General features: G+C 41.1%; 19 protein-coding genes. 1 reads left to right on the top strand and 18 read right to left on the bottom strand.

Going from position 1 to position 24,161, the window contains the following annotated elements:
• Positions 1 to 209: 209 nt before the first annotated feature.
• Positions 210 to 554 carry a DUF6465 family protein gene (locus L877_RS11705; protein WP_051437602.1) on the bottom strand — a complete coding sequence of 115 codons (345 nt, stop codon included), beginning with the start codon at positions 552 to 554 and terminating at the stop codon, positions 210 to 212.
• Between the two features lie 204 nt (positions 555 to 758).
• On the opposite strand from L877_RS11705, the gene L877_RS0101510 reads away from it, so the two are divergent.
• Positions 759 to 992 (top strand): hypothetical protein, encoded by a 234-nt coding sequence (locus L877_RS0101510; protein ID WP_026834584.1) that lies wholly within the window; start codon positions 759 to 761, stop codon positions 990 to 992.
• 255 nt (positions 993 to 1,247) lie between these two features.
• On the opposite strand, the gene pfkA is transcribed toward L877_RS0101510, so the two are convergent.
• The 17 genes from pfkA to L877_RS0101425 form a co-directional block, all read right to left on the bottom strand.
• Positions 1,248 to 2,228 (bottom strand): 6-phosphofructokinase, encoded by a 981-nt coding sequence (gene pfkA, locus L877_RS0101505; protein WP_026834583.1) that lies wholly within the window; start codon positions 2,226 to 2,228, stop codon positions 1,248 to 1,250.
• A 30-nt stretch (positions 2,229 to 2,258) separates the two neighbouring features.
• Entirely contained in the window at positions 2,259 to 5,732 is a 3,474-nt protein-coding gene (locus tag L877_RS0101500) for a DNA polymerase III subunit alpha (protein WP_026834582.1), read from the bottom strand.
• Positions 5,733 to 5,875: 143 nt separating this feature from the next.
• Entirely contained in the window at positions 5,876 to 6,127 is a 252-nt protein-coding gene (locus tag L877_RS0101495; protein WP_026834581.1) for an HPr family phosphocarrier protein, read from the bottom strand.
• Positions 6,128 to 6,143: 16 nt separating this feature from the next.
• The gene (gene whiA / locus L877_RS0101490) at positions 6,144 to 7,085 is read right to left on the bottom strand and encodes a DNA-binding protein WhiA (RefSeq protein WP_026834580.1); all 942 of its coding nucleotides are present in this window, start codon (positions 7,083 to 7,085) and stop codon (positions 6,144 to 6,146) included.
• The gene (rapZ, locus tag L877_RS0101485; RefSeq protein ID WP_026834579.1) at positions 7,063 to 7,956 is read right to left on the bottom strand and encodes an RNase adapter RapZ; all 894 of its coding nucleotides are present in this window, start codon (positions 7,954 to 7,956) and stop codon (positions 7,063 to 7,065) included. Before rapZ ends, whiA begins: the two co-directional genes overlap by 23 nt.
• Before the next feature lie 18 nt (positions 7,957 to 7,974).
• Complete coding sequence (gene murB / locus L877_RS0101480) at positions 7,975 to 8,835, bottom strand: UDP-N-acetylmuramate dehydrogenase (RefSeq protein ID WP_242837099.1); 861 nt, start codon at positions 8,833 to 8,835, stop codon at positions 7,975 to 7,977.
• 27 nt (positions 8,836 to 8,862) lie between these two features.
• Positions 8,863 to 9,783: an ROK family glucokinase gene (locus L877_RS0101475; RefSeq protein WP_026834577.1), complete on the bottom strand. Its 921-nt coding sequence runs from the start codon at positions 9,781 to 9,783 to the stop codon at positions 8,863 to 8,865.
• A gap of 42 nt (positions 9,784 to 9,825) precedes the next feature.
• Complete coding sequence (gene hprK, locus L877_RS0101470; protein ID WP_026834576.1) at positions 9,826 to 10,752, bottom strand: HPr(Ser) kinase/phosphatase; 927 nt, start codon at positions 10,750 to 10,752, stop codon at positions 9,826 to 9,828.
• 36 nt (positions 10,753 to 10,788) lie between these two features.
• Positions 10,789 to 13,641 carry a glycosyl hydrolase 115 family protein gene (locus L877_RS0101465; protein WP_026834575.1) on the bottom strand — a complete coding sequence of 951 codons (2,853 nt, stop codon included), beginning with the start codon at positions 13,639 to 13,641 and terminating at the stop codon, positions 10,789 to 10,791.
• A gap of 21 nt (positions 13,642 to 13,662) precedes the next feature.
• Positions 13,663 to 15,069 carry a glucuronate isomerase gene (gene uxaC, locus L877_RS0101460; RefSeq protein ID WP_026834574.1) on the bottom strand — a complete coding sequence of 469 codons (1,407 nt, stop codon included), beginning with the start codon at positions 15,067 to 15,069 and terminating at the stop codon, positions 13,663 to 13,665.
• 32 nt (positions 15,070 to 15,101) lie between these two features.
• A complete protein-coding gene (locus L877_RS13260) occupies positions 15,102 to 16,088 on the bottom strand; it encodes a polysaccharide deacetylase family protein (RefSeq protein WP_051437601.1) in 987 nt (328 codons plus the stop codon).
• 49 nt (positions 16,089 to 16,137) lie between these two features.
• Complete coding sequence (locus L877_RS0101450) at positions 16,138 to 17,148, bottom strand: ATP-binding cassette domain-containing protein (protein ID WP_341349114.1); 1,011 nt, start codon at positions 17,146 to 17,148, stop codon at positions 16,138 to 16,140.
• Positions 17,135 to 17,815: an ABC transporter ATP-binding protein gene (locus tag L877_RS0101445; RefSeq protein WP_026834572.1), complete on the bottom strand. Its 681-nt coding sequence runs from the start codon at positions 17,813 to 17,815 to the stop codon at positions 17,135 to 17,137. Before L877_RS0101445 ends, L877_RS0101450 begins: the two co-directional genes overlap by 14 nt.
• 3 nt (positions 17,816 to 17,818) lie before the next feature.
• Complete coding sequence (locus tag L877_RS0101440; RefSeq protein WP_026834571.1) at positions 17,819 to 20,659, bottom strand: ABC transporter permease; 2,841 nt, start codon at positions 20,657 to 20,659, stop codon at positions 17,819 to 17,821.
• Between the two features lie 52 nt (positions 20,660 to 20,711).
• Positions 20,712 to 21,899: an efflux RND transporter periplasmic adaptor subunit gene (locus tag L877_RS0101435; protein WP_026834570.1), complete on the bottom strand. Its 1,188-nt coding sequence runs from the start codon at positions 21,897 to 21,899 to the stop codon at positions 20,712 to 20,714.
• Positions 21,886 to 22,989 carry an efflux RND transporter periplasmic adaptor subunit gene (locus L877_RS0101430; protein WP_026834569.1) on the bottom strand — a complete coding sequence of 368 codons (1,104 nt, stop codon included), beginning with the start codon at positions 22,987 to 22,989 and terminating at the stop codon, positions 21,886 to 21,888. The genes L877_RS0101435 and L877_RS0101430 overlap by 14 nt, the downstream gene beginning before the upstream one ends.
• Positions 22,990 to 23,026: 37 nt before the next feature.
• Positions 23,027 to 24,070, bottom strand: coding sequence for an efflux RND transporter periplasmic adaptor subunit (locus L877_RS0101425; protein ID WP_026834568.1), 1,044 nt, complete (start codon positions 24,068 to 24,070; stop codon positions 23,027 to 23,029).
• Positions 24,071 to 24,161: the final 91 nt, after the last annotated feature.

The raw sequence follows: 24,161 nt of genomic DNA, 5'->3' as shown, positions 1-24,161 counted from the left end.
AAACAGGAAGAGGCCAACCAGAGAGAGACTTCAATGCGCATGCATTGCGTCTCGAGTCGGTTGGACTCTTCCTGTTTTTAGACTGTCTTAGTGCGACAGCCCCAATTTATCGGAATCGCATGTCGCTGGTCTTACTCACGTTGTTCGTAAGACAATTTATACAAAAAAAGCAACTGACGAATCAGTTGCTTTTTAATAAATAGTCAATCTTAGTACTTGATTTCTCCTGTCTCTTCGCCCTTTGTTCCAGCATTAATTACATAGTATGCTGTACTCTCTTCAGGCTTAACATAAATGTTAAGAGCTTTGAGTGAAGTCTCTCTCTTACCTCTTGACTTCCACATCTCTTTAATCTGTCCTACGATATCACCGTATGATGTCTCTTTTCCACCAAACTGTACTACAAAATCCACAGTTCTTTCAGATGCTGGCTTAGGTCCTCTCTTAGCACCTTTTCTCCTTCTTCCTCTCTTAGTAGCAGGCTTTGCTGCCTTCTTAGCGTCCTCTGCTACATTAGTTACATCTTTTTTCTTAGCATCTTTTTCTGCTGCCATATTCAAACCTCCATACAATAAATTTACCAATAAAATATCAAACTACACTAACAATATATAACATTTATTTAAATAATGCAAGTGTTTTATTCAAATTTATTTAAAAAAACTTAAAATTTATTTAAACCCTTTACTTTTTTACTGTAATAGCTTAAAATACAATTAAGTATTGTGAATAGAAAAATCAACAGAAAGGAAAGAGCTATGAAAAAACTTTTTAAATTTCTTATAGTTGTTGTTAGTATTGTGGGAATAGTTAGCACAGGACTATATATACTCAAAAATATTCTCATGAAAGACTATCTAGACGACTACGATGACGACCTCGACAACGACTTCTTTGTGGATGACTCGGATGAGATGAGAGGATATGTTAAGATTAATCTTCCAGATGATGATGATATCAGTGAAGATATCGATGAAGTTATAACAGATTGATATTAAATATTTTTCAAGTTATAAGACTAGCAGGATGCGTTTATTGTCTTACGAACGACGTGAATAAGACCAGCAATATGCGTTTATTGTCTTACGAACGACGTGAGTAAGACCAGCAATATGCGTTTCAAAAAAAAAAAATAGGAGATTACATTGAATCTCCTATTTTTTTTTGCACATTTTTAATTTGTCATATTATCAAACCTATAAAAAATATTCCGCTCGTAATACATCTTGTGGTTTGATATATTAATACTATCTAGATAGTCTCTTTGTTAGACTAAACAGATGCTGATCGATATCCTTGGTCATCTTCAAGGCATCATCGATATTAAAATCACAAAATCTTCCATCTCTGTAAGCAACAACTCTATTAGTCTCGCCCTCAATCAGAAGATCAACCGCCTTCGCTCCCATAGCCGAAGCATAGACACGGTCTCTACATGTAGGATTTCCACCTCTCTGAATATGGCCAATTACAGTAGCTCTTGTCTCAATTCCGGTGGCCTCTTCAATCTGCTTAGCCATCTCATATGAATCGCCAATTCCCTCGGCATTGACGATGATATGATGCTTCTTACCAATTCTTCTCTTGGCCGTAATCTTTTCGATGATATTCTCAACATCATCCTCATCAGCTCGCTCCGGAATCAATACATACTCTGATCCATTACTGATACCACACCAAAGAGCAATATGTCCTGCAGTTCTTCCCATAACCTCGATTATACTACATCTCTCATGAGATGCGGAAGTATCTCTAACTTTGTCAATCGCTTCCATCGCTGTATTACAAGCTGTATCGAATCCGATTGTGTACTCTGTACATGAAATATCCAGGTCGATAGTTCCGGGAACTCCAATAGTATTAATGCCATTAGCCGAGAGCTTCTGCGCTCCACGGAAGGAACCATCTCCTCCAATGACAACTATACCTTCAATACCATGCTTGCGGCAAATCTCAGCAGCCTGAACCTGTCCCTCAGGAGTGGTCATACGTTTACATCTCGATGTATAGAGAATTGTTCCACCTTTTTGAACTATGTCAGATACACTCATAGTATCCATATCAAAGATATCTTCTTCAAGAAGTCCTGCGTACCCTCTTCTTATACCTTTGACACTAAGTCCGCTTGATATGCCCGCACGAACAACTGCACGAATTGCTGCATTCATTCCTGGAGCATCCCCACCACTTGTCAATACACCTATAGTTTTGATTTTCTTATCTGCCATCTCTATATCCTCCAATCACTATCTTTAATTCTACGACATAAACAACTTTTTTTCAATACTTTCTTGAACAACTTTTACATTATCTTCTCCAAATTTTCTGTAAAGTTCCTCAAGCAATTCCCCGGTGATTTCCGTATCGTATTTTGCAGGCAGTTCTTTGGCCTTTTTGTCCCCTGACAAGTATATTGACGTCTTGTCATTTCCGTCATATTTCGATAAAATTTCGAAAATTTGCTGCTCGTTTTTTTCGTAACTTTCTCGGTCCTTAAACTGCAACCACAATCTCCTAGGAATCTCGTCAAAAGGAAGCAACTGAAGACATATTAATTTGCCGGGCTTATCTTCCTCAAGGGATACTCGACCTCTAATAAATACCTTGTTGTCCTCTCTGAGTTCAAATCTATATTTCTCGAATTGCTTAGAAAATACGATAACTTCTATCGTGCCAAATTGATCCTCTAAGTTGAGAAATGCCATTCTATTTTGCGTCCTGGTGGTCTTCACATTAACATTTTCTATTATACCCGCAACTATCTCCGTAGCCTGGTCTTTTACCCTCGGCAATTCACCCTCTTCCAGAGGCACAAAATCAGCGGATGTTCGAGAAATATTTTTCTTGACCACCTCCATATAATCTTCCAGTGGATGACCACTAAAGTAGATTCCCAGAACTTCCTTCTCATTGGCAAGAAGAGTTTGCCTATCGTACTCGCCAACATCAGGGAGTTTTATCTCTATATCCTCTGTGTCATCATCTTCTGCTATGTCAAGAAAACTCATCTGTCCCTCGACATTCTTTTTTCTTTCCGATGCAACACTGTCCATGATAGCCGGGAAAGCCAACATTTTCTGTCTTCTATTGCCCTCCACTGAATCAAGGGCACCTGCCTTTATGAGCGCCTCCACAGCCTTCTTGTTGACTCCCTTGCTGACTAGTCTGGAACAAAAGTCTTCTAGAGAGGTAAATTTTCCGCCTTTTTCCCTCTCCTCGACTATTATCCTGACCATAGGCTCACCTACGCTCTTTATGGCAGCCAAACTGTACTTTATACCCTCAGGTGTAGGCATAAAATCAACATCACCATCATTGACGTCCGGTGCGAACATTTTTATGCCCATTTCCTTGCATGACATAATATACTTGATCTTCTTTGCTGAGTTGTCCTTGACAGATGTAAGCAGTGCTGCCAAAAACTCTCTAGGATAATATAGCTTTACATAGGCTGTCTGGAAAGTGATAATCGCATATGCCGCCGCATGAGATTTATTAAATGCATATTTGGCAAAATCTGTCATCTCATCATATATTTTTTCCGCAACTTCCTTGGATATCCCCCTTTTTATACAGCCTTCAACACCTTCTTCTTCGTTGCCATATATAAAATTATTCTTCTCTCGCTCCATGACCGCAACCTTTTTCTTGGACATGGCACGTCGAACTTCATCGCTTCGCCCATAGCTGTAGCCCGCCAAATCTCGCACTATCTGCATAACTTGCTCCTGATAGACGATACATCCGTATGTATTGGATAGAATCGGCTCAAGCTCCGGACAATCGTATTGAATCGTATCCCTATTATTCTTTCCCGAAATATACTTTGGAATAAAATCCATCGGACCCGGTCTATAAAGGGCACTTCCCGCTATGATATCTTCTAATCTCTCAGGCTTTAGCTCCTTCATAAAGTTCTTCATTCCATCGCTTTCAAGCTGGAACACTCCATCCGTCTTTCCCTCAGATATCATGGCATATACCTTCGGATCAGAATAATCTATCTTGCGAAGGTCAACCACTCCCTCAGTCGCCTTCTTGAGAACCGTTAGGTTTCTAAGGCCCAAAAAGTCCATTTTAAGCAATCCCAGCTCTTCTAGGGTAACCATTGTATACTGAGTCGTAATAATATCGTCTGTAGACTTTGATAGAGGCACAAACTCGTCAACTGGCTTAGGGCTGATAACAACTCCAGCCGCATGAATAGATGTATGTCTAGGGAGTCCCTCCAACCTTCTGGACATATCCACAAGTTTTTTAATCACGGGATCTGAATCATACAGACTCTTCAGATCTCCATTTAATTTTAGTGCCTTGTCAATAGTCATTCCAAGGTCAGCGGGAATCATCTTGGCCACCATATCCACCTGCGCATACGGAAGACTCAGCGCTCTTCCCACGTCGCGAATAACCATCTTAGCTGCCATGGTTCCAAATGTGACAATCTGAACCACCTGATCCTTGCCGTACTTCTCCGTCACATAATCTATTACCTGCTGCCTTCCCTCAATACAAAAATCCACGTCTATATCGGGCATAGTTACACGCCCCGGATTGAGAAATCGCTCAAAGAGAAGATTGTATTCGATCGGATCAATCAAATCCGTAATATTCAATACATATGAAACTATACTTCCAGCCGCAGAACCACGTCCCGGTCCCACTGGGATTCCCGAATCCTTGGCATATTTTATAAAGTCCCATACTATGAGAAAATAGTCCACGAATCCCATATTAGTTATGACATCTAACTCATAATCAAGCCTTTCCTTCAAGGCTTTCATATCCTTACCTGTGCCCTCGTATCTCCACTTCAATCCATCGTCACACAGTTTTCTCAGATATGACTCTGAGTCGTACCCCTCAGGCACGTCAAAATGAGGAAGCTTGTACTCGCCAAAGGTAATCTCCACATTACATCTCTCAGCAATTTTGTGGGTATTTTCAAGGGCCTCAGGCGCATAAGAAAAGACCTGGGCCATTTCCTCAGGGGACTTTAGGTAAAATTGTCCGCCCTCATAGCGCATTCTATCTTCATCTTCTACTGTTTTTCTCGTTTGAATGCAGAGAAGTATATCATGGGCCTCTTCATCTTCGGCATAAGTATAATGAGAATCATTAGTTGCCACAAGAGGAATTCCCGTCTCGGCATGCAGACGCATAATGCCCTGATTAACTGTCTTCTGTATGTCAATTCCATGATCCTGCAACTCGAGGAAGAAGTTATTCTCTCCAAATATGCTCTGCAACTTCAGTGCCTCTTCCTTGGCCTCATCATACATACCTCTAGCCAATCTGGATGCAACTGCTCCCGCAAGACACGCACTGGTAGCTATAATCCCCTCATGGTACTGCTCAAGAACTTCATAATCCACACGAGGCTTGTAGTAAAAGCCCTCTGTAAAGCCCTTAGAAACAATCTTCATTAAGTTGTGATATCCCTTGTCATTCTCTGCAAGTAATACAAGGTGGTTATATCGATCGTCCCCCTTGCTTAGCTCTCTGTCAAATCTAGATCCCGGCGAAACATAAATCTCGCATCCTATAATCGGCTTAATTCCCTCTGCCTTGGCTGCACGGTAAAAATCTATGACACCATACATCACGCCGTGATCAGTGATAGCCAAGCTATCCATTCCAAGTTCTTTGGCTCTTGCCACGAGCTCTTTAATCTTACTTGCACCATCCAAAAGACTGTATTCTGTATGCACGTGTAAGTGTGTAAAATTCAAGAGTATTCCTCCTATTCTCTGGATTGTCTCATGCCCTGTGGGTGAGAAAAGCAGTATATATTTCAAAAAAAGAGACTGTCCCAATCATTGACTAAGACAATCTCCTGAGTTCATATTAACTATACAAAACAAATGAAAACCTATCAATCACCATTCAAGAATGTCTCTATACCTTGCATAGCATCTGACTCGTCTTCGCCATCTACTTCGATATCGATTGTCTGTCCGTATACCAAGCCTAAAGTCATCATTCCCATGATACTCTTGGCATTGACAGTCTTATTCTCCTGCTTGATGCAAACCTTGCTCTGATACTGGCTAGCTATCTGTACAAGCTTTGCGATTGGTCTGGTTCCCTCTTCATTAATCTTCACATCTACGTTTTTAGTAATCATATTTTTCCTCCGAAATTCATTGTGTGCGTTCTTTTGCTCTAATCCCCTCAGCAATCTCACTCAGTTTTCTGAGCCTGTGATTAACTCCTGATTTGCCAATAGGTGGACTGAGCATATCTCCGAGTTCCTTCAACGGCAGGTCCGGATACTCAAGTCTAAGCATAGCCATATCTCTCAGGCTATCGGTGAGATGTCCAAAACCGGTCGTATCACGTATGTATTGAATATCCTCTATCTGTCTCGTAGCCGCCGAAACAGTCTTTTTTATATTGGCAGTCTCGCAGTTAACCTTGCGATTAACTGAGTTTCTGACATCTTTTAGAATCCTCACATTTTCATACTCCATTAGAGCAACATGCGCACCCATGATCCCTAGGATATTAACAATACATTCCCCGTCTTTCAAATACACAATATAGTTTTTTTTGCGTTCTATCATCTTAAATCTGATTCCCCAAAATCCAATCAACTGAATCAAACTCTCAGCCTTCTCCCGACTGGGCAAGGAAAACTCAAGATGATACCCCTTATCCGGATCCGTAACAGATCCGCATGACAAAAATAGTCCTCTCACATAAGCTTTCTTACAACACTCCCGCTGCACGATAAGCTCATGCGCCATAACTCTTGCCTCTTTCAGTTTCAATGCGGCAACAAAACTCTCAGCGAGCTCCATGTCATCAATGGAAACCTCGTATAAGTTTTCCGACTGACTGACAGGTATGTCACAATGAAACGCCTTACTAAATAAGATAGAATATTTTTCTCCAACTGTCAAGTTTTCTGTACGAAAATTTATATATTTTTTTTTCGAGCCATCTCCATCTCCAGATGAAATAGCAGCAACATCCACCTTGCCACACATCTCAAAAAGCGCAGAAAGTTCGGCAATTTGGCAGTGTCTAGCCTTGCTAATTTGCTGCCCTAACTCCTTTTTAACTCTCTTGGAAAATGACATTTTTTCTCAACCTATCTTTCTCTATATCACGGTGTTCTTTCTTGGATCCATATGCTCCATTTTCATATTTTTTGAAAATCTCATTGACCAATGTCACCGATCGATGTTTTCCTCCTGTACAACCAATTGCCACAACCAACTGGGTTTTACCCTCAGTAATATAATTTGGAACCAGAAAATCCAGCATATCTTTGAGTTTTTCCAAAAAGAGCTGAGCATTTTCATATTGCATAACATAATCAGAAACCGGCTTGTCATTACCCGTGAGAGATTTTAACTCATCAATATAAAATGGATTGGGTAAAAACCTCACATCAAAAACCAAGTCCGCATCTGATGGGATTCCGTATTTATAACCAAAGGATATGAATGTCAAATACAAATTAACTGACTTTTCATTATCAACATATATTCTGTCTAATTCTCTTTTTAAGTCTCTAATAAGCAATGTACTAGTGTCTATTATCGTATCCGCACTCTTCTTAATTGGGCCGAGCAGTTCACGTTCCTCTGCCACTCCAGAGTCGATTCTTCCGCCCTTTGCAAGAGGATGAAGTCTTCTGGTCTCTTTGTATCTCTTAATTAATACTGAGGTTGAAGCCTCAAGAAATAGGATCTCAAATTGAAAGCCAGACTTCTTTAATTCAGCGAGTTTTTCATCTATATTTTTGAAAGCCTCCTGTCCGACTCTCACGTCTATTCCCAGAGCTACTCTCTCGATTTCCTCACTTGAGTCGACGGTTAACTGCATAAATGTAGACAGAAGGTTCACAGGGAGATTATCTACGCAAAAGTACCCCGCGTCTTCTAATATTCTCATAGCAGATGAGTGCCCTGCTCCGCTCATTCCTGTCACAATTACAAATCTCATAGTTAAACCGCCTTTATACTAAACAATCTTTACTTCAGTTTCCAATTCCACGTCAAACTGTTCCTTGACCACTTTTTGCACATGTTCAATCACAGCTTTGACATCTGAGTAAGTTGCATTTCCCTTATTCACCACAAAACCACAATGTTTTTCCGATACCTGTGCATCACCCACAGAATAGCCCTTAAGCCCTGCATCTTCTATCAGCTTGCCGGCAAAGTTATCCTTTGGTCTCTTAAATGTGCTTCCCGCGCTGGCATACTCCAAAGGCTGCTTATCTCGCCTTCTGCCGTTGTAATCTCTCATTGTGGCCCTTATATCATTTTCATCGCCGGGAATCAACTGAAATGTTGCATCCAAGACGATATAGTCTTCCTTTTGTATTATACTACTCCTGTAGGACAGATCCAACTCATTGACCTGTAGCACTCTTACATTGCCATCCTTGTCAAGCACGGTCGCCGACTGTATACAATCTACAATCTCACCGCCATATGCACCTGCGTTCATAGTAACGCCGCCACCGACTGTTCCCGGTATCCCAGCAGCAAACTCCAGTCCAGCAAGAGAGGCATTTGCCGCATAATTGGAAAGTGCAGACAACGATGTACCGGCCTCTGCTCTTATATTTAAATCATCTATTCTCTCGATAATCTGCATTTTAGAACCAATCTCTATTACGACCCCATCATATCCTCGGTCATGAAAGAGAATATTGCTTCCTTTGCCTATTATTAAATAGGGCAGATTTTTATCCTTGGCATATTCTATAGCCTCTTTAACTTCATCAACACTGGACGGAATAGCATAGTACTTCGCAGGACCACCTATCTTAAATGTCGAGTGTTTCCCAAGTTCTTCATTTTCTAGTATCTCCATATATGAATCTCCGTTTCTCATCTTCGATTATAGCACCATGCGAACAGCACCATATATTCCCGCATCATTTCCAAGCTGCGCCAACGCAAACTCCTTGTCACTGAGTGCAGGCATAACAGACTCTCTGTAGTACTTCTCTATTCTCTCGAGAAGCATATCTCCGGCCTTTGACACACCGCCTCCGATAACAAATGCTTCCGGATCCACTACCTGAGCTATAGTCGCAAGTGCTCCACCCAAGTAACTGGCAAACTTATCAAATACTTCATCACAGTACCGGTCGCCAGCCTTGACTCCGTCGAGAACATCCTTGGCAGTTATCTCATCTAACTTTGAAAGACAAGAATCCTCGCGCATACCTTCTTTCGCCATTCTGACGATTCCCGTTGCTGAAGAATATTGTTCCAAACATCCCTTTCTTCCGCATCCACAGGTTGCTGTTTCATGAGGATTTACAGTTATATGACCAATCTCACCGGCGCCTCCCCTGACACCTGTAAGCATCTTACCGCCTATGATAATTCCACCGCCTACACCTGTTCCAAGTGTAACCAGTACAATGCTGTCAAATCCGCGACCGCCACCTTTCCAAACTTCTCCAAGCGCAGCAATACTCGCATCATTTCCAACACCTATATTTCCAATTCCTGTGATATCGCTGAGTTTTTTCTTAACATTGAAAACAGGCCAATTGATATTAACACACTTTAATACTGTTCCATCGTCTGTCACAGGCCCCGGAACACCAATTCCAATACCGATAATATTGCCGTCCTTCTCGACTCTCTTGTCCTCTATGCTCGCAGCGATATCTGTTAGTATATGAGAACCTTCGTCCTCTTTATTGGTGGGTATTTCCCATTTTTCCAGTAATTCTCCAATGTGTGAAAATAGTCCCATCTTAATTGATGTACCGCCGATATCTACACCTATATAATACTTATCCATTTTGTAAACTCCTTTATACCTAATTGCAACTAACCCAGCGGACTATTTTTTCTTTTCAATATTGTTTGTAACCCTATTGTAAAGCTCAACAGCCGCATTGTAACCCATCTTTTTCTGGCGGAAATTAATTGCCGCCGACTCACATATTATGGCAACATTTCTTCCCGGTCTAATAGGAATTGAGTGACTTACCACCTTGTTGCCGAGGTATTCTACATATGATTCCTCGAGTCCCATTCTGTCAAACTCCTGGTTTTTATCCCATTCCTGTAGATTTATAACCAAGTCTATTGCCTGTGTATCCTTTACGCTCTGGACACCGAAAAGTGTCTTGGCGTCTATAATACCTATTCCTCTTAGCTCGATAAAATGCCTTGTAATATCGGGTGCCGTACCGATAAGAGTCTCGTCACTGACCTTCTTAATCTCCACGACATCATCAGATACCAAACGATGTCCTCTGTGAATAAGCTCCAATGCCACCTCACTCTTACCAATTCCGCTCTCTCCGGTTATCAGCACTCCCTCACCATATATATCAACTAATACGCCGTGAATGCTGATTCTTGGAGCCAACTGTACCTTGAGCCATCTGTTCAGCTCCGATGAAAAGGATGATGTAGTCTTCTTGGTTCTAAGAATCGGAACCTTGAATTCCTTGGCAAGTTCCAAGAATTCTCCGGGAACAGGGAGATTACGGCTGATAATCACGCATGGCACCTGATATGCCATGATTCTTCCCATCATCTCCATGCTGGTTTTCATGCCTTGATTCTCCATATATGTGTGCTCCACATAGCCTATAATCTGGATTCTATGATGATCAAAGTAATCAAAAAATCCCGCCAACTGTAGAGCTGGTCTGTTAATATCAGACTGAGTCACCTTAATCTCAGAAATATCCACTTCCGGAGTGAGAACCTCCAAATTCATCTTCTCAATACATTCTTGCAAACTTACTGAATACATCACATCGTCCTCTCTAAGTTAATCTATCCCAGCCAATTATGCCATAGGGCTTTCATCTGGTCCTAGATATGACTCTGGCAAATTATCTTTGTATATAATCATCTTCTGAAGACCAAGTCCGGCCTCCATTCCGTAAACTGTCACTTTGTTAACTCCAGCTTCTAACTTGTGCTTTGTCACAGCAAAGTGAGCATTGTTGAGCACTCCCGCGCCCCAACACTTTTCACATGAATTGACGCCGCCACCAATTCCATAATCCTCTTCAGAATCCGGCAATGTCTTGGCAACCTGAATATCGCCGTCATTTACGCTAATAGCATATCTCATATTGCGACCGTCTTCCAAGTTGTTAGCCGGTGTGGTAATCATCTTGATATCATACTCTCCGGCTTCCCTCACGTAAATAGAATACTGAAGACTAGGCCCCTCACCCGGAGTATCATAATTTCCAACTACAGGATAAACTTTCATAGTTGATAAAGTCTTGCCATACTCCTGAAGTTTTTCATATCTATGTCCATCAAAACTCTTATTCTTCACATAGTGCTCCATCTCGATAGATACAATTCCATCTCTCTCGATATGGGTTCCCTCAGGGATGTTCTCAGGTGTCGCCGAGTACTTGACAATAACCTTGATATCCTCCGCACCTGCTGTCTTAACAACAACCTCATTGATTGAATCCGACTTAATCTTATTCTTGTCAATGGAAACTTTCACATATACAACATCCGTCTGAACCTTGCCACTTGTGGATGAGAGCTTTATTCCTTCGTCCGCATTAATGACATAGTCAAATGCCATATGTCCTGCATTGGCGATTTCAATCGTGCGAACTTCCTTGCCTGCCTCTGTAAACTCCGGCAGTACAACTTCTCCCGCATCGATAAAATGTTCCGCCCCCTCAACTCGCACGAGCATCTTGGACTTGAATACATTTTCAACTCTCTTGAACTCAGGATAATGCCATCCCTCGTCGTTCCAATTTTCAAAGCATGCATGTTTTGAAAGCATCATGCCCTTCCACTTGCCACCGGCCATATCCTCGTTATACTCTCTCTCAAGCTCCTTGTCGAGAGCAATTGCATCCTCAACCTTGCTTGCATAGATATTGGCCGCAGCCACACTTTCATCTGCATACCATGCATTCATAGCAGAGTATAGACTCATGAGCTGCAGATTCATACCTGCTGCCGCAGGATAATATACCAATCCAAAGAAGGCATCTCTTGACTCCTCCGGAATCTTTTTCTTAAGCAGTTCGACCTTGTTAAACAAAGCCTCACAGCGTGCAATCATCTTCTGGGTCTCATTGAAGTTAGTGACGCTGTAAACGCCTGGATTCATAGCTTCCGGACGTCTCAGACCATTTATCCTCACGTACTCCTTGAGAACCTCCACGATTCCCCTCTTAACTGCTTCATCCTTAATATGTGCGCCAAACTGTTGCTCAACCCAATTGATAATAAAGATATGAGTTTCATTAGGATGAGTTGCGCCCATTCCCTCATAATCATAAGCTAACTCCATGAAGTATGAGAGCGGAAGCTCGTTTGGACGAATATCTCCCACATTTACGATCCATAAATCTCTGATGCCATACTCATATGCCATGGTTACCTGCTCCCAAACCTTAGCCAACGGTGTGGAGTTGATCCACTCATATGAGATAGGGCCTCCGTGATAATCAAAGTGATAGTAAAGTCCCCATCCGGCCGGACGATTTTTGAGTTCCTCAGTAGGAAGTGTTCTCACGTTGGCAAAGTTGTCATCTGACAACAAAAGAATTGTATCATCCAACGCATCCCAACCTTGAAGTCCCTTTACACCATCTCCACCGTAGTAGAAACGCTCAACCTCCTTGTACAGAGCAAGCATCTTAGGCATATTCTCACAGCCGGTCTCTTTGATAATCTTGTTCTGATCAGTGATTATCTCTCTGAGAAGCTCAACATTTTCCTGAACAGTTGAGTCCTCTCCGAGCATCATAGAATCGCGTTCACCGCGCATTCCGATGGTAATCATATGGCTAAAGTCCTTGTCACGCTCCATGCCGTCTTTCCAATATCTATAAAGGCCTTCCTTGTTGGTATAATAATTCCAGTCCTTACCATAACCCTCGTTGTTAGTATCGGATTTGACCTTATCCCATTCCTCACTTGCTCTTGTCAATGGCTCATGATGAGACTGTCCTATTGTAATTCCAAGACTCGTAGCTAGCTTCAGAATCGCAAGTGGATCCTCAGATCCATCTAGTGGAAGCGATGCTGACCACATAGCCGGCCAAAAATAATTTCCTTTTAATCTGAGAAGCAAATCAAACACTTTCTCGTAGAAAAACTCGTTGAAATCGCCAAATGTATTCATGACAAAGTTACCAAGAGATGGCCACTCATCATTCATAAAGAATCCACGATATTTTACAGATGGCTCCTTTGAAACATGATTGATTCTGTCATCAATTAGAATTTCTGTCTTCTTCTGCGGCTTAACATCACCCCAGTAAACCCATGGTGAAATACCGATTTTTTTGGAAATATAATACATTCCATAAAGCGTAGAAATAGTCTGAGTTCCCACGATTACGATTTTAGGCATGCCCTCTACTTCAACAAGAGAAACAACAAAACACTCTCTCTTGTTCTCTATCGCTTTGACATCCACAATGCCATCTTCAATAAACTTATCTACAATCGGACTCTTGCCCATTGTTCCCATGATAATCTGATGCTCATTCTCGATAGAGTTCTTAACCTCCATATCCTGATCTGTAATGAGCTTGACATCCTCTACCAAAAACTTTGAAGAGTGCAAAAGTCCTGCATAATCCTCTGAATTTTTATCTATTACAAGGCTTGCCACCTTGTCCTTTACTAATCTAAAATCCATCTAATTCCCCCAATCTTATATTTATAGGTCAAAACCAAAATACCTAACTGCGTTATAGTATGAAATATTCTCAACAATCTCTCCCAAAACCTGGTAATCCTCTGGATACTCTCCGTTATCAACCAATTCACCGATAAAATTACAGAGAATTCTTCTGAAATACTCATGCCTAGGATATGAAATAAAACTTCTCGAATCCGTCAACATTCCCACAAAGTTTCCAAGCAAACCAAGGCTTGCCAGAGACTCTATCTGAGCAGTCATTCCCGGCTTGTGATCGTTGAACCACCATGCCGAACCCTGCTGGATTTTACCTCTCACTCCGGCCCCCTGGAAACATCCTATCATAGTTCCAATCAAGGCATTATCCACAGGATTGAGTGAATAAATAATAGTCTTTGGCAAATTGTCATCCTTGCAAAGTGCATTGAGGAAGTCCGCTACTTCTGAGCAAAAGCCCTTTTCATTAATGCAATCGATGCCTGCATTAGCCCCTGCACTCTCAAATACGCGCTGATTATTTTCTCTCTTTGCTCCATAGTGAAGCTGCATAACCATATCGCGCTTTGCATACTCAGCACCGAGGAACAACATCATCATAGTTCTAAACTGCATCTGTTCTTCCACTGTGATATCATTGCTAACAAGAGCTTTTCTTACAAGAGCATCCATCTCATCCTCTGAGATTGGTCTGTATTCTGCATAATCCAATCCGTGATCAGATACCAAGCAACCGTTTTCCACAAAGAAATCAAGCCTTTTTACAAGTGCATCCTTTAGGCTTGCAAATCCCTTGATGTCAATGCCGCTCACGTCAGAAAGCTTTGCAATATAATCCCCAAATCCTTCTTTTTCAGGGCTCATTGCAAGGTCAGGGCGCCACGCAGGCAACACTTGAACCTTAAAATCTCTATCTTCTTTGATTTCCCTGTGATAATGAAGGTCATCAACAGGATCATCTGTAGTACAAACGAGGGTCACCCCAGACATCTCGATAAGCTTTTTCGCAGTCATATCGGGCTGACTGAGTTTCTCGTTACACAATTCATATATTTCACGCCAATTCTTCTCGCTTAGCGTTTCCTGAATTCCAAAGTATCTCTGCAATTCAAGATGACACCAATGGTACATTGGATTTCCTATTGCATTCGGTAAAGCCTTCGCAAATGCATGGAATTTTTCTTCATCAGAAGCATCTCCGGTAATATACTTTTCCTCAACTCCATTAGATCTCATAATTCTCCATTTATAATGATCTCCCCCGAGCCAAAGTTCAGTGATATTGGAAAATTTTCTGTCACTTGCTATCTCACTTGGTTCCAAATGGCAATGGTAATCAAGCACCGGTGTCTTCTCAGCATAATCGTGATATAGCTTCTTGGCCACATCTGATTTTAACAAAAAATCTTTGTCCATAAATTGTTTCATAATTTTATCCTTCCATTCCTTAATTTATTTGCTTACTCCGTCAACCCATCAGTGTAGGCAACGCCGCCCTTGAACTTCTTGCCATTTCTCTCAAAAAGCTCTGAAACTGTAAGCATATCATATCCATGTTCTGATAACCATGGAACTATCTTCTTAATGGCCTCAGCCGTAGAAGCGTGAATATCATGCATCAGAATGATATCTCCATCCTTAACATTTTTCTTGATATTATTGAACACCTTCTTGGCATTTCTGCTCTTCCAATCCAGCGTATCAAGGCTCCATAGAATCATTGGCACCTTGAGTCTATTCCTCATTTTTTCACTTATGGCACCATAAGGTGGTCTGAGGGTCTTCATCTCATATCCATTGCCGCATTTCTTGACAATGTTGCTGGTGTCATTCAACTGCTTTTTCACCTTTGACCATGGTATCTTGGACAACTGTGGATGATTCCAACTGTGACTTCCGACTTCGCATCCGGCCTCAATCTCATGTTGCAAGATATCAGCATCTACTTCTACTCTGTTACCCACGACAAAAAAGGTCGCGTGTGCATTGTACTGCTTTAATACGGCTAAAATATTCTCCGTATTGTCCCTTGACGGTCCGTCATCAAAGGTCAATGCAACTGCCTTAGGCTTAGGTGTTGGAGTTGGCACCGGTGTTGGTGCAACTGTTGGAACAGGAGTTGGCACCGGTGTGGCAGCAACTTTGGTTCCATTGCTTCCCATCTTACTAAGGGCAAAAACTACAACTGCAAAAATGGCAAGAACTGCCACAACTGCCGCTGATGCAATCAACGCACGCCTCATATTGGCTCTGCGCATTCGCTGCACACGCCCACTTGTAGGGACTCCACCTATCCTTCTTCCGCGACCGGAATTATAATTTCTACTCCTTGAACGATTGGATTCCACTGTATATCTCGCATCATATCCTCGCTCAAAACTGCGTTTTTGACTATTCCTTCTTCTTCTCCTTTGTCTTGCTCTCTTCTCGTATTCGTACCTACTCAACCTTATCACTCTTCCTTTAAAAATTATATTCTATAACTCTTAAATTTTATCACTTTTGAGAAGGTTTTTCAATCACTATTTTGTCACCGTCCATCTCTATCTTGACTTTATTGCCGTCAAGTTCAAGTTGTTTGAGCAATTCTGCCGGAATTTGCAGTCTTCCCGCACGGTCAAGAACCACAAATTCATCCTGAGTTTCCTCTTGATTCCAATCAAGAGTTATATTCTCCATGCGCTTCTTATATTCACTCTTAATAATTCTCTCACTACTTGTCTTTCCGTCTCGAATAGAGATAACTCGATTAACTCTCGAAGCCAACTCCTTATCGTGGGTAACGATGACAATTGTAAGCCCTAACTGCTCATTGAGCTTTCTAAACATATCCAGAATCGCATCGGCTGTTTTTCTATCTACAGCTCCCGTAGGCTCATCTGCCAAAAGAAGCTTTGGCTCATTGGCAAGAGCAATAGCGATAGCAACTCTCTGCTGCTCTCCACCGGAAAGCTGGCTTAGTTTGCTGTTTTTCCTATCTCCCAGGCCGACAAGCTCTAGGAGGTTCTCAGCTCTTTCCTTTTTCTGCGCTTCCGACATGCTGTTGTCATTGAAAAGCATGGGTGTCATAACATTCTCCCACGCAGTTAAGTATGGAAGGAGATTCCTCGCATTATTCTGCCAGACAAATCCAACAGTAGTTCTCTTGTACTCAACCAACTCCTCCTCAGTCATCTGAAAGAGATTCTTGCCGTTTACATAGAGCTTTCCGGCAGATGGTCTATCCAGACCACCTATCATGTTGAGGAATGTAGACTTACCGCTACCACTGTTTCCAATAATAGCCATAAGTTCACCCTTCTTAACTGTCAGATCAAGTCCCTGAAGTGCTAAAACTTCGATATCTTTGGTCTTATAGATTTTCACAAGACCATCGCATTCAATCATAACATCTTCAGGCACATCCAAATCTTCCACACTAGAAGAAACATTTCCCGCTGGAGAACTGGTATGTCTAAACTCATTGATTTTATTAATTATATTATCTTTTACCTTAATCTTCTCCAACTATCTCACCGTCCTCTAAGTGATATATCTGATCTGCTATTTCAAGCAGTCCCATATCATGTGTTGTCATAACAATAGTTACATTCTCGTGGTCAATCAACTCGCGGAATATTTTCATAACCTGAAGGCCTGTCGCTGTATCGAGCTCGGCAGTAGGCTCGTCTGCAAAAATAATCTTAGGGTTGTGGGCAATTGCTCTCGCGATGGCAACTCTCTGCTGCTCTCCACCAGACAACTCCTGTGGCATATGATGCATTCTCTGACCAAGCCCCACAAGCCTTAAACACTCGCTGACACGCTTGCGCCTATCTCCCTTGTATCCCGCAAGCCTCAAAACAAACTCCACATTTTCATATGCAGTCATCATCGGAATCAGGGCAACCGACTGGAATACAAAACCCACATTTTTACGTCTAAATTCCTCTCGCTCAAGCTCAGTCATCTCCTGAAGCTGATGATCATCAATTTGCACAGAACCTGACTTTGAATAGTCAAGAGCACTGAGAATATTCATAAGCGTGGTCTTTCCTGAGCCCGAACGTCCTCTGAGCATAGTTAATTTTCCGCGAGGAACGTCTATACTGATATTGTGTAATACCTCAAGTTCCTGCCCATTTGAGAGGGAAAAACTTTGTATTATATTCTTTGCTTCAATTATATTATCCATAAATTAATCCTCTCCAAGTTTCAACGCCTGTGAAATATTTATCTTAGAAATAAGTTTTCCAAGGACAACCATACATATGATAATCACAATTCCGATTACACTGAAAAGTCTTACCAAATCAAGCTTCTCGCTCACGACTTCAAGCGGAATAGTCTGATCGGTTGTCGCGTAAAATATCTGTACAAGCGGAACAAACAGTTGCGATGACACAACTCCAATAATAGTTCCAATTATTATCGATACACCCGAACTAAATATCTGCTCATTTACCAACATCTGAATTACATCTCGTTTACTCATACCCATAGCTCTAAATACACCGAACAAAAGCTCTCGCTGTCTGATAGAAAGTATCCAGTAGATCAAGAAACCTGTGCTACAGAGAATCAAAATTACGATAAAACTCATGGTGAGAATACCGTTAGTTCCCTGGAATAGCGCATCATTCTTAACTGCTATTTTCTTGGCATTAACATCCTCAAATTTGGTATATGAAATATTGTTCTTCTGAGCGTAATCATATATAAATTTGCTTGACCCCTTGGTCTTTAACCAGACCTGATAAGGGCGAAGCCCGAAATTCTGCTGAACTTCTGTGAGGTTTGCCACAATGAGAAAATGTTCCGATGTAACCAAAGTCTCGCTCTCTTCTTTGAGCTCTGTTGTCATCTGATTGTAGCCTGGGAAATAGTTGACAAAGCCATATACAATTCCCGTTGCCTCTTTGTCTTCGTCGTTCTTATATGTAATTTCATCACCTATTTTTAGGTTGTATTTGGTTCTATAATTGTCGCTGAGAAGCACTGCATCAGACTTCCTAGCGATGGCATTTAAGTATCTATTAATGTGAACAGGAAGCAGATTTCCATTGAACTTGCTCACGGTCTCACCAAATGACTTGGTATCAATTGCCATGAGGGTTGTAGATACATTATTATCTTCTTCCTCTTCACTTGATGAGTTATAACTCGTCTCAATCTCATTATTGACATAAACTTTAGTTGCAGATTCCACACCTTCCATGCCCTCATATTCACCGAAATCCGGTTCTGTATATGTGAGCTCGAGATCAGGATAATACTGCATCAAAAGCGAATTGTCTTCCCATGGCTGCTCAAGCACTACATCCGCTCCCGTGGTATACTCAATACTCTTGTCAGAGTTTGATAATATCGTGCGGGCAACTGTTGAATTAAACATACCAAGAGATACAGTAAACATGAGGAATACCATCATAAATCCCTGCTTTTTTCTTGTCCTTATAATTTGCAGGAAGGATGCCTGGAAAGATGGTTTCCACGCTCTCTTGCCTATGTAATAAACAATCTTAATCAGCAATGGCTGAATTCTAAGTCCCACTATACTGGCACTTATGATAAACAGCGAAGAACAGATAAAGAGGAATGGATCTAGAGAACCGCCCTCTAACATCTCCTTCATCAACTCTTCTTTTCTTGCAGAGAAGGAATAAAATCCATACAATGAAACTATAAGAAGAATTACATCAAGATATACCTTGCTAAATATACTCTTTGCAAATGCATTTTTCTTCTGCTTAACATTTACAATTGTAACATTTGACTCTCTGATAACAGGAAGTACCATCACAAGAATTGATACAATAATAGCACCAAGCGCATACAAGAATACCTCACCTGTTATAGTTACATTGAGAGCTCTTCTCTGAATGAACTCCAAAAATCCATTGGTTGATCCAAGAATCTTAGTCAGAACAAATGCCAGTGGGATTCCAACAATGCAGCTAGAAATCGACAATATCGCCGACTGCAAAAAGTAGATGAATATAATCTGCATTCTACTACTACCACGGCTCTTTAACAGCGCTATTTCATTCTGTTCTAGGTCGAGCATCTGTCTTGAAATCATGAAGATAAATGCCAGCAAGAGCGACAACACCGGAATCTGAAGAATCAACAATGTTGTATATACCTTCTTGGCAGTTGTCTGATAATCTCTCAAAATAGTGAGGTATCTAGCCTCTCTAACTGCAGTAACTCTGGCATTTCTTCCTGCCTCTACAATTAGGTCCTCAGTTTTCTCGATGATAGAATCCACATTCTGAGGTTTGATACTTGTATGATCAAATATCATATCCCAGGATGAAGTGATATCAAATGTAGGATTATCCAGATTGACATAGAGTTGGTCAAACAAAGACTGATCCACAAACATCTCTGTATAGTACTCACTTGGACTCTTCACCCAATAGTTATCATTGTAATCAGATGCGTCAAATACTCCAACAATTGTGACAACCATCGGACTTCCATCACTATTATTAAACTTGCTTATTTTAATTTTATCATTGAGAATTACATCAAGTTTTGTCATGGCCTTTTGGCTTAGAATTACCGGAATCGAGCCATCTGCCAACTTTTTGCCGTCGAACTTCTGACCAGCCACCATTTTTATGTGCTTGTCCAATTCCGTCATTGACGCGAGGCGCATTGTCTTGGTAGACTGTGTCATTCCACGGGCTTCTACATACTCACCGCGGATTTTAACAGTCTTAGACGTCCTAACCATATACTTTGGCGTGATTCCAAGTTCTTCCGGGGCGCCCTTTGCCAATTCTTCTATACTCTTATAATAATCCGAACTTCCCTTCCCTGCTCGGAGTTCAGCCTCCATACTCAGCACGCCGGGAACTTCCTTTGTCTCTTCCATAGCTTTTTCAAACTTGGAATTTAATGTCTTCTCAAGTGCCGCATTTTTGTACATTGGGTTACTGCTGGCAATTGCGGCCAAGAGAATATTTCCAATTAATAAACATATTACCATCCACTTTTTGTGGATTAACTTTTGCTTGATAAATCTAATCAATTTAGTATCTCCTCCTGCATTTCTCCTCGTCTGTGACTATCATGTCATAAAACTAATAGACGAGGGCAAGTACCTGGCCTTCCTCGAGTCCCTGGCTTACAGCATATACTTTGTCATTGTGATAATTACTAACAATAAATCTCTTGTGAAGTTTTCCATTCTCCAAGAGGTAAACATATGATTTGTTGTAGTGCTCATATGCCTCCTCATTAATGGCATTGGCATCAACGAGCAAAGTATCCTTCAATTCAAAAGAAACAGCATGAATGTATATATTGTAATCTTCGAAATTGTATTTCTTGCGATCTGCTTTACTAACTTCAATATATACTTTGTTATTTCCTTCGGAATCCAGGTCCTCAACACCAGTAAGCATGGTAGTTGTAACAACCTTTCCCTTTAATATATGATCGTAATCATTGAGTTTTCTACCCAATCTGATTTCTACATCCATGTTATATCTGAGCTGGTTGTTGGCATCTGCAACTCTGAGTTTCCATTTGTCGTTATTCCTCAAGGTGATAATCTCAGTACTTGCATCAAGCTCTTCATCTATCACAGAGCGATTGACATCCACCACTCTACCTGTCTTCTTAGAAATAAGAGGTGTCTTGGATCTCATCTTCAAGAGTTTGTTGTACTCTTTTTCATTTTCCTTAACTTCCTTCTCACGTTTCTTGTACTCTTCGATTTCAGACTGCTTTTTCTTGATTTCAAGCTTCTGCATCTTCTTCGCCACCGAATCCGTGAGATATGAAAGCTGCTTTTTGGCATTGTTCAAATCAGTTTGAAGTGCACTTAATCCCTTCTCGTATTCTGCTCTGGCCTGCTCATTTTCAATCTTCATCTTGGACATCTTGGACTTTGATGTCTCAACATGATAATAAGCGAGGACATCGCCTTTTTTTACCAACTGATTCTTCTTAACCTTTATGGAATCTAGAATAGCATCTTCCTGGTCAATATATATAGTTGACGTTGATGTATATTCTATATCCGCAGTATTGTTAAATTCCTCCTTGAAGGAACCTTTCTTCACTACAGTCGTCTCATACTCTGTCGCATCACCCAATGCAGCTGCAGAAACGGCTTCACCGGAAACCGCTCCTCCTGAAGCAGTTTCATCTGCCACCGGTCCCTCATACAAATATGCTTTCTCTTGCTTTTTTTCTTCGCTTCCACATCCCGTAACAAGAAGAGTTAACAAAAAGCATAATCCTAATATCTTAATCTTCGACATATACTCTTTCCCCTTCCTTTACTCCTGATATAATCTGTACATATGCATCGGTCTCCGTTCCAACCTCCACGACTCTCTTAGTCTTGGTTTCACCTTGTACGACGTATACATACTTTTCTGATGATCCCTTAAATAAAGCATTAGATGGAACAACTACAGCACCTTCAACTGAATCCGTATAGAGTTCCAATGATGCCGATCCTCCGATCTTAACATTTACATTGGGATTGACAAAGTTGAACCATGATTCCTCTGGATACTCGCCTCTCTCGGCTTCAATCTGCGATACTTCCTCAATTTCGGCCTCAACTTCGTATTTCTTCCCATCGATAACCGCCAAGTACTTACTTGCTTTTGCAAGCTCTGATTCACCTATATAATCAGTCTTTAACTTGGCTTTATGCATGTTAGCAATACTAATCACCTTATCTCCACCCTGGACCATATATCCCTGTCCACCCGTGGTAGATACAACATCTCCCTCAATAGGAGCATATAATTTGCTGTTCTTACCGGACTTTGAACTCTTATTGATTTTCTCCTTGAGTCTTCTCTCATAGACGCTCTGATTCTCCTTTTGCTGCCTTAGCTTCTCCTGAGAAATCTTCACATCTTCTTCTTTTTCTATAATCTGCTTTTTAAGACCATCCTTTTCCTGTGGGCTCTTAGATTTTTTCAGCTGACTTTTGAGATTCCTGATGGTCTCCTTGAGCATCTCAATATCATATTGACTCTGCTGGTTTTCATTCTTATGACCTTTGATCATTTCCTTGAGTTGCTTCTTCAATTCCTTCACCTGACCACCGGCACTGGAAAGCTCTATCAAGAGTTGCCCTTTCTTCACATGCTCTCCAACTGAAACATACAAATCAGCAACTGTTCCTGATGTCTTAAATGAAAGGTCCTCTGTGACCGGCATAATCTGAGCAACATATGAATTAATACCGCTCAAATCCATTTTCTTAACTTCAACTGTATCAAAATCAACGCCAACCGCTTCGATCAACTCCGGAACCTTCTCTTCTTTCTTTTCCTCACATCCACATACACACAATATTGTAACAAGGCAAATTGCTATTACCTTCTTCACTCAGTTCACCTTCTCTCGATTATTTCCGAATTCCTGATTAATTCGCGATAACTTGTTCGTTTTCCTCTACTCCTGACAATATTTCCACGAAGTTCTGAATAGTCTCTCCAACCTTAACTTCCTTTGTGGATTTCAGACCATTTTCATCTTCATAATAGACCACGTTCTTGTCTCCCATGGCATATACGATGGAATTTGGCAGGTACAGAACATTTTTTCTCTCCTTGAGGACAACCTTGTAAGTGCCAAGTGTGTCATCTTCTATTTTGATTTTTGTCTTTGGATAAAAATATACCGAATTTGGAGCCGACTTGTCCTTCTTGATAACGGCCTTGTGTTCATGGCCCTTTACATCAATCGAGACAACTTGTCCTTCTTTACAGTACTTCGCAAACTTGGAATTAGCCTCAAATCGATTCTTCTTCTTACCCTCGATGACCACCAATGGTTTCTCCGGATCACCGTATCCACCTATCATGGCAGTATCAATCTTCTTGATAGTTCCATCAACCGAGGCAGTAACATCTCCCTCTTCGATTTCTTCCTTGGCTATCTTCTTATCAAGTTTAGCTAGCTTTAAACTCGACTCACAGTATTTGATTTCTTGAGTATATTGATTCTTTACATTTGCGATATCTTCACTGCTTCCACCCGTTCTCTTGAGTTTAGCCACCTCGAGCTCCATAAGTCTCTTGGCATGCTTTATCTGCAGTGTCAAATCTTCTATCTTGTTAGTAGACTCTTCCAAAGAATTCTCACCACTTTGAATAAGATAGTGAAAGATTACATCTCCTGCTTCTACTTTCTGTCCTTTTTTTACGCAAACTTTCTCGATAATTCCTGACCCGTCAGGCATAAGTTCTTCTCGTACAGTTCCCTTGTACTTTGCATTAATATCTTCAACTTTCTGAAGGTTTCCTCTGGTGACAGTCACCTTGCTATAACCTTCTGATTCGAACTCTTTGACGATAGGTGGAGCTGAAAATTCCTCTTCTGTTGGAAAAAGTGCACACCCTGTTGAAGAGAGAACCATTGTTGCTACAAGTAATGCCCCAATCGTCTTACATGACTTTCTTCTCATTATAGTTGCTCCTTAATAATATTATATAAATGGGAATAATAACAATTAGAATTGCACGCCTAAAAAGCCACTTCCGTCGATTGTCAAACTG

It is taken from the genome of Eubacterium xylanophilum ATCC 35991, assembly GCF_000518685.1.
GTDB classification, from domain to species: Bacteria; Bacillota; Clostridia; order Lachnospirales; family Lachnospiraceae; genus Eubacterium_F; species Eubacterium_F xylanophilum.
This window is presented reverse-complemented; position numbering and strand designations above follow the sequence as displayed.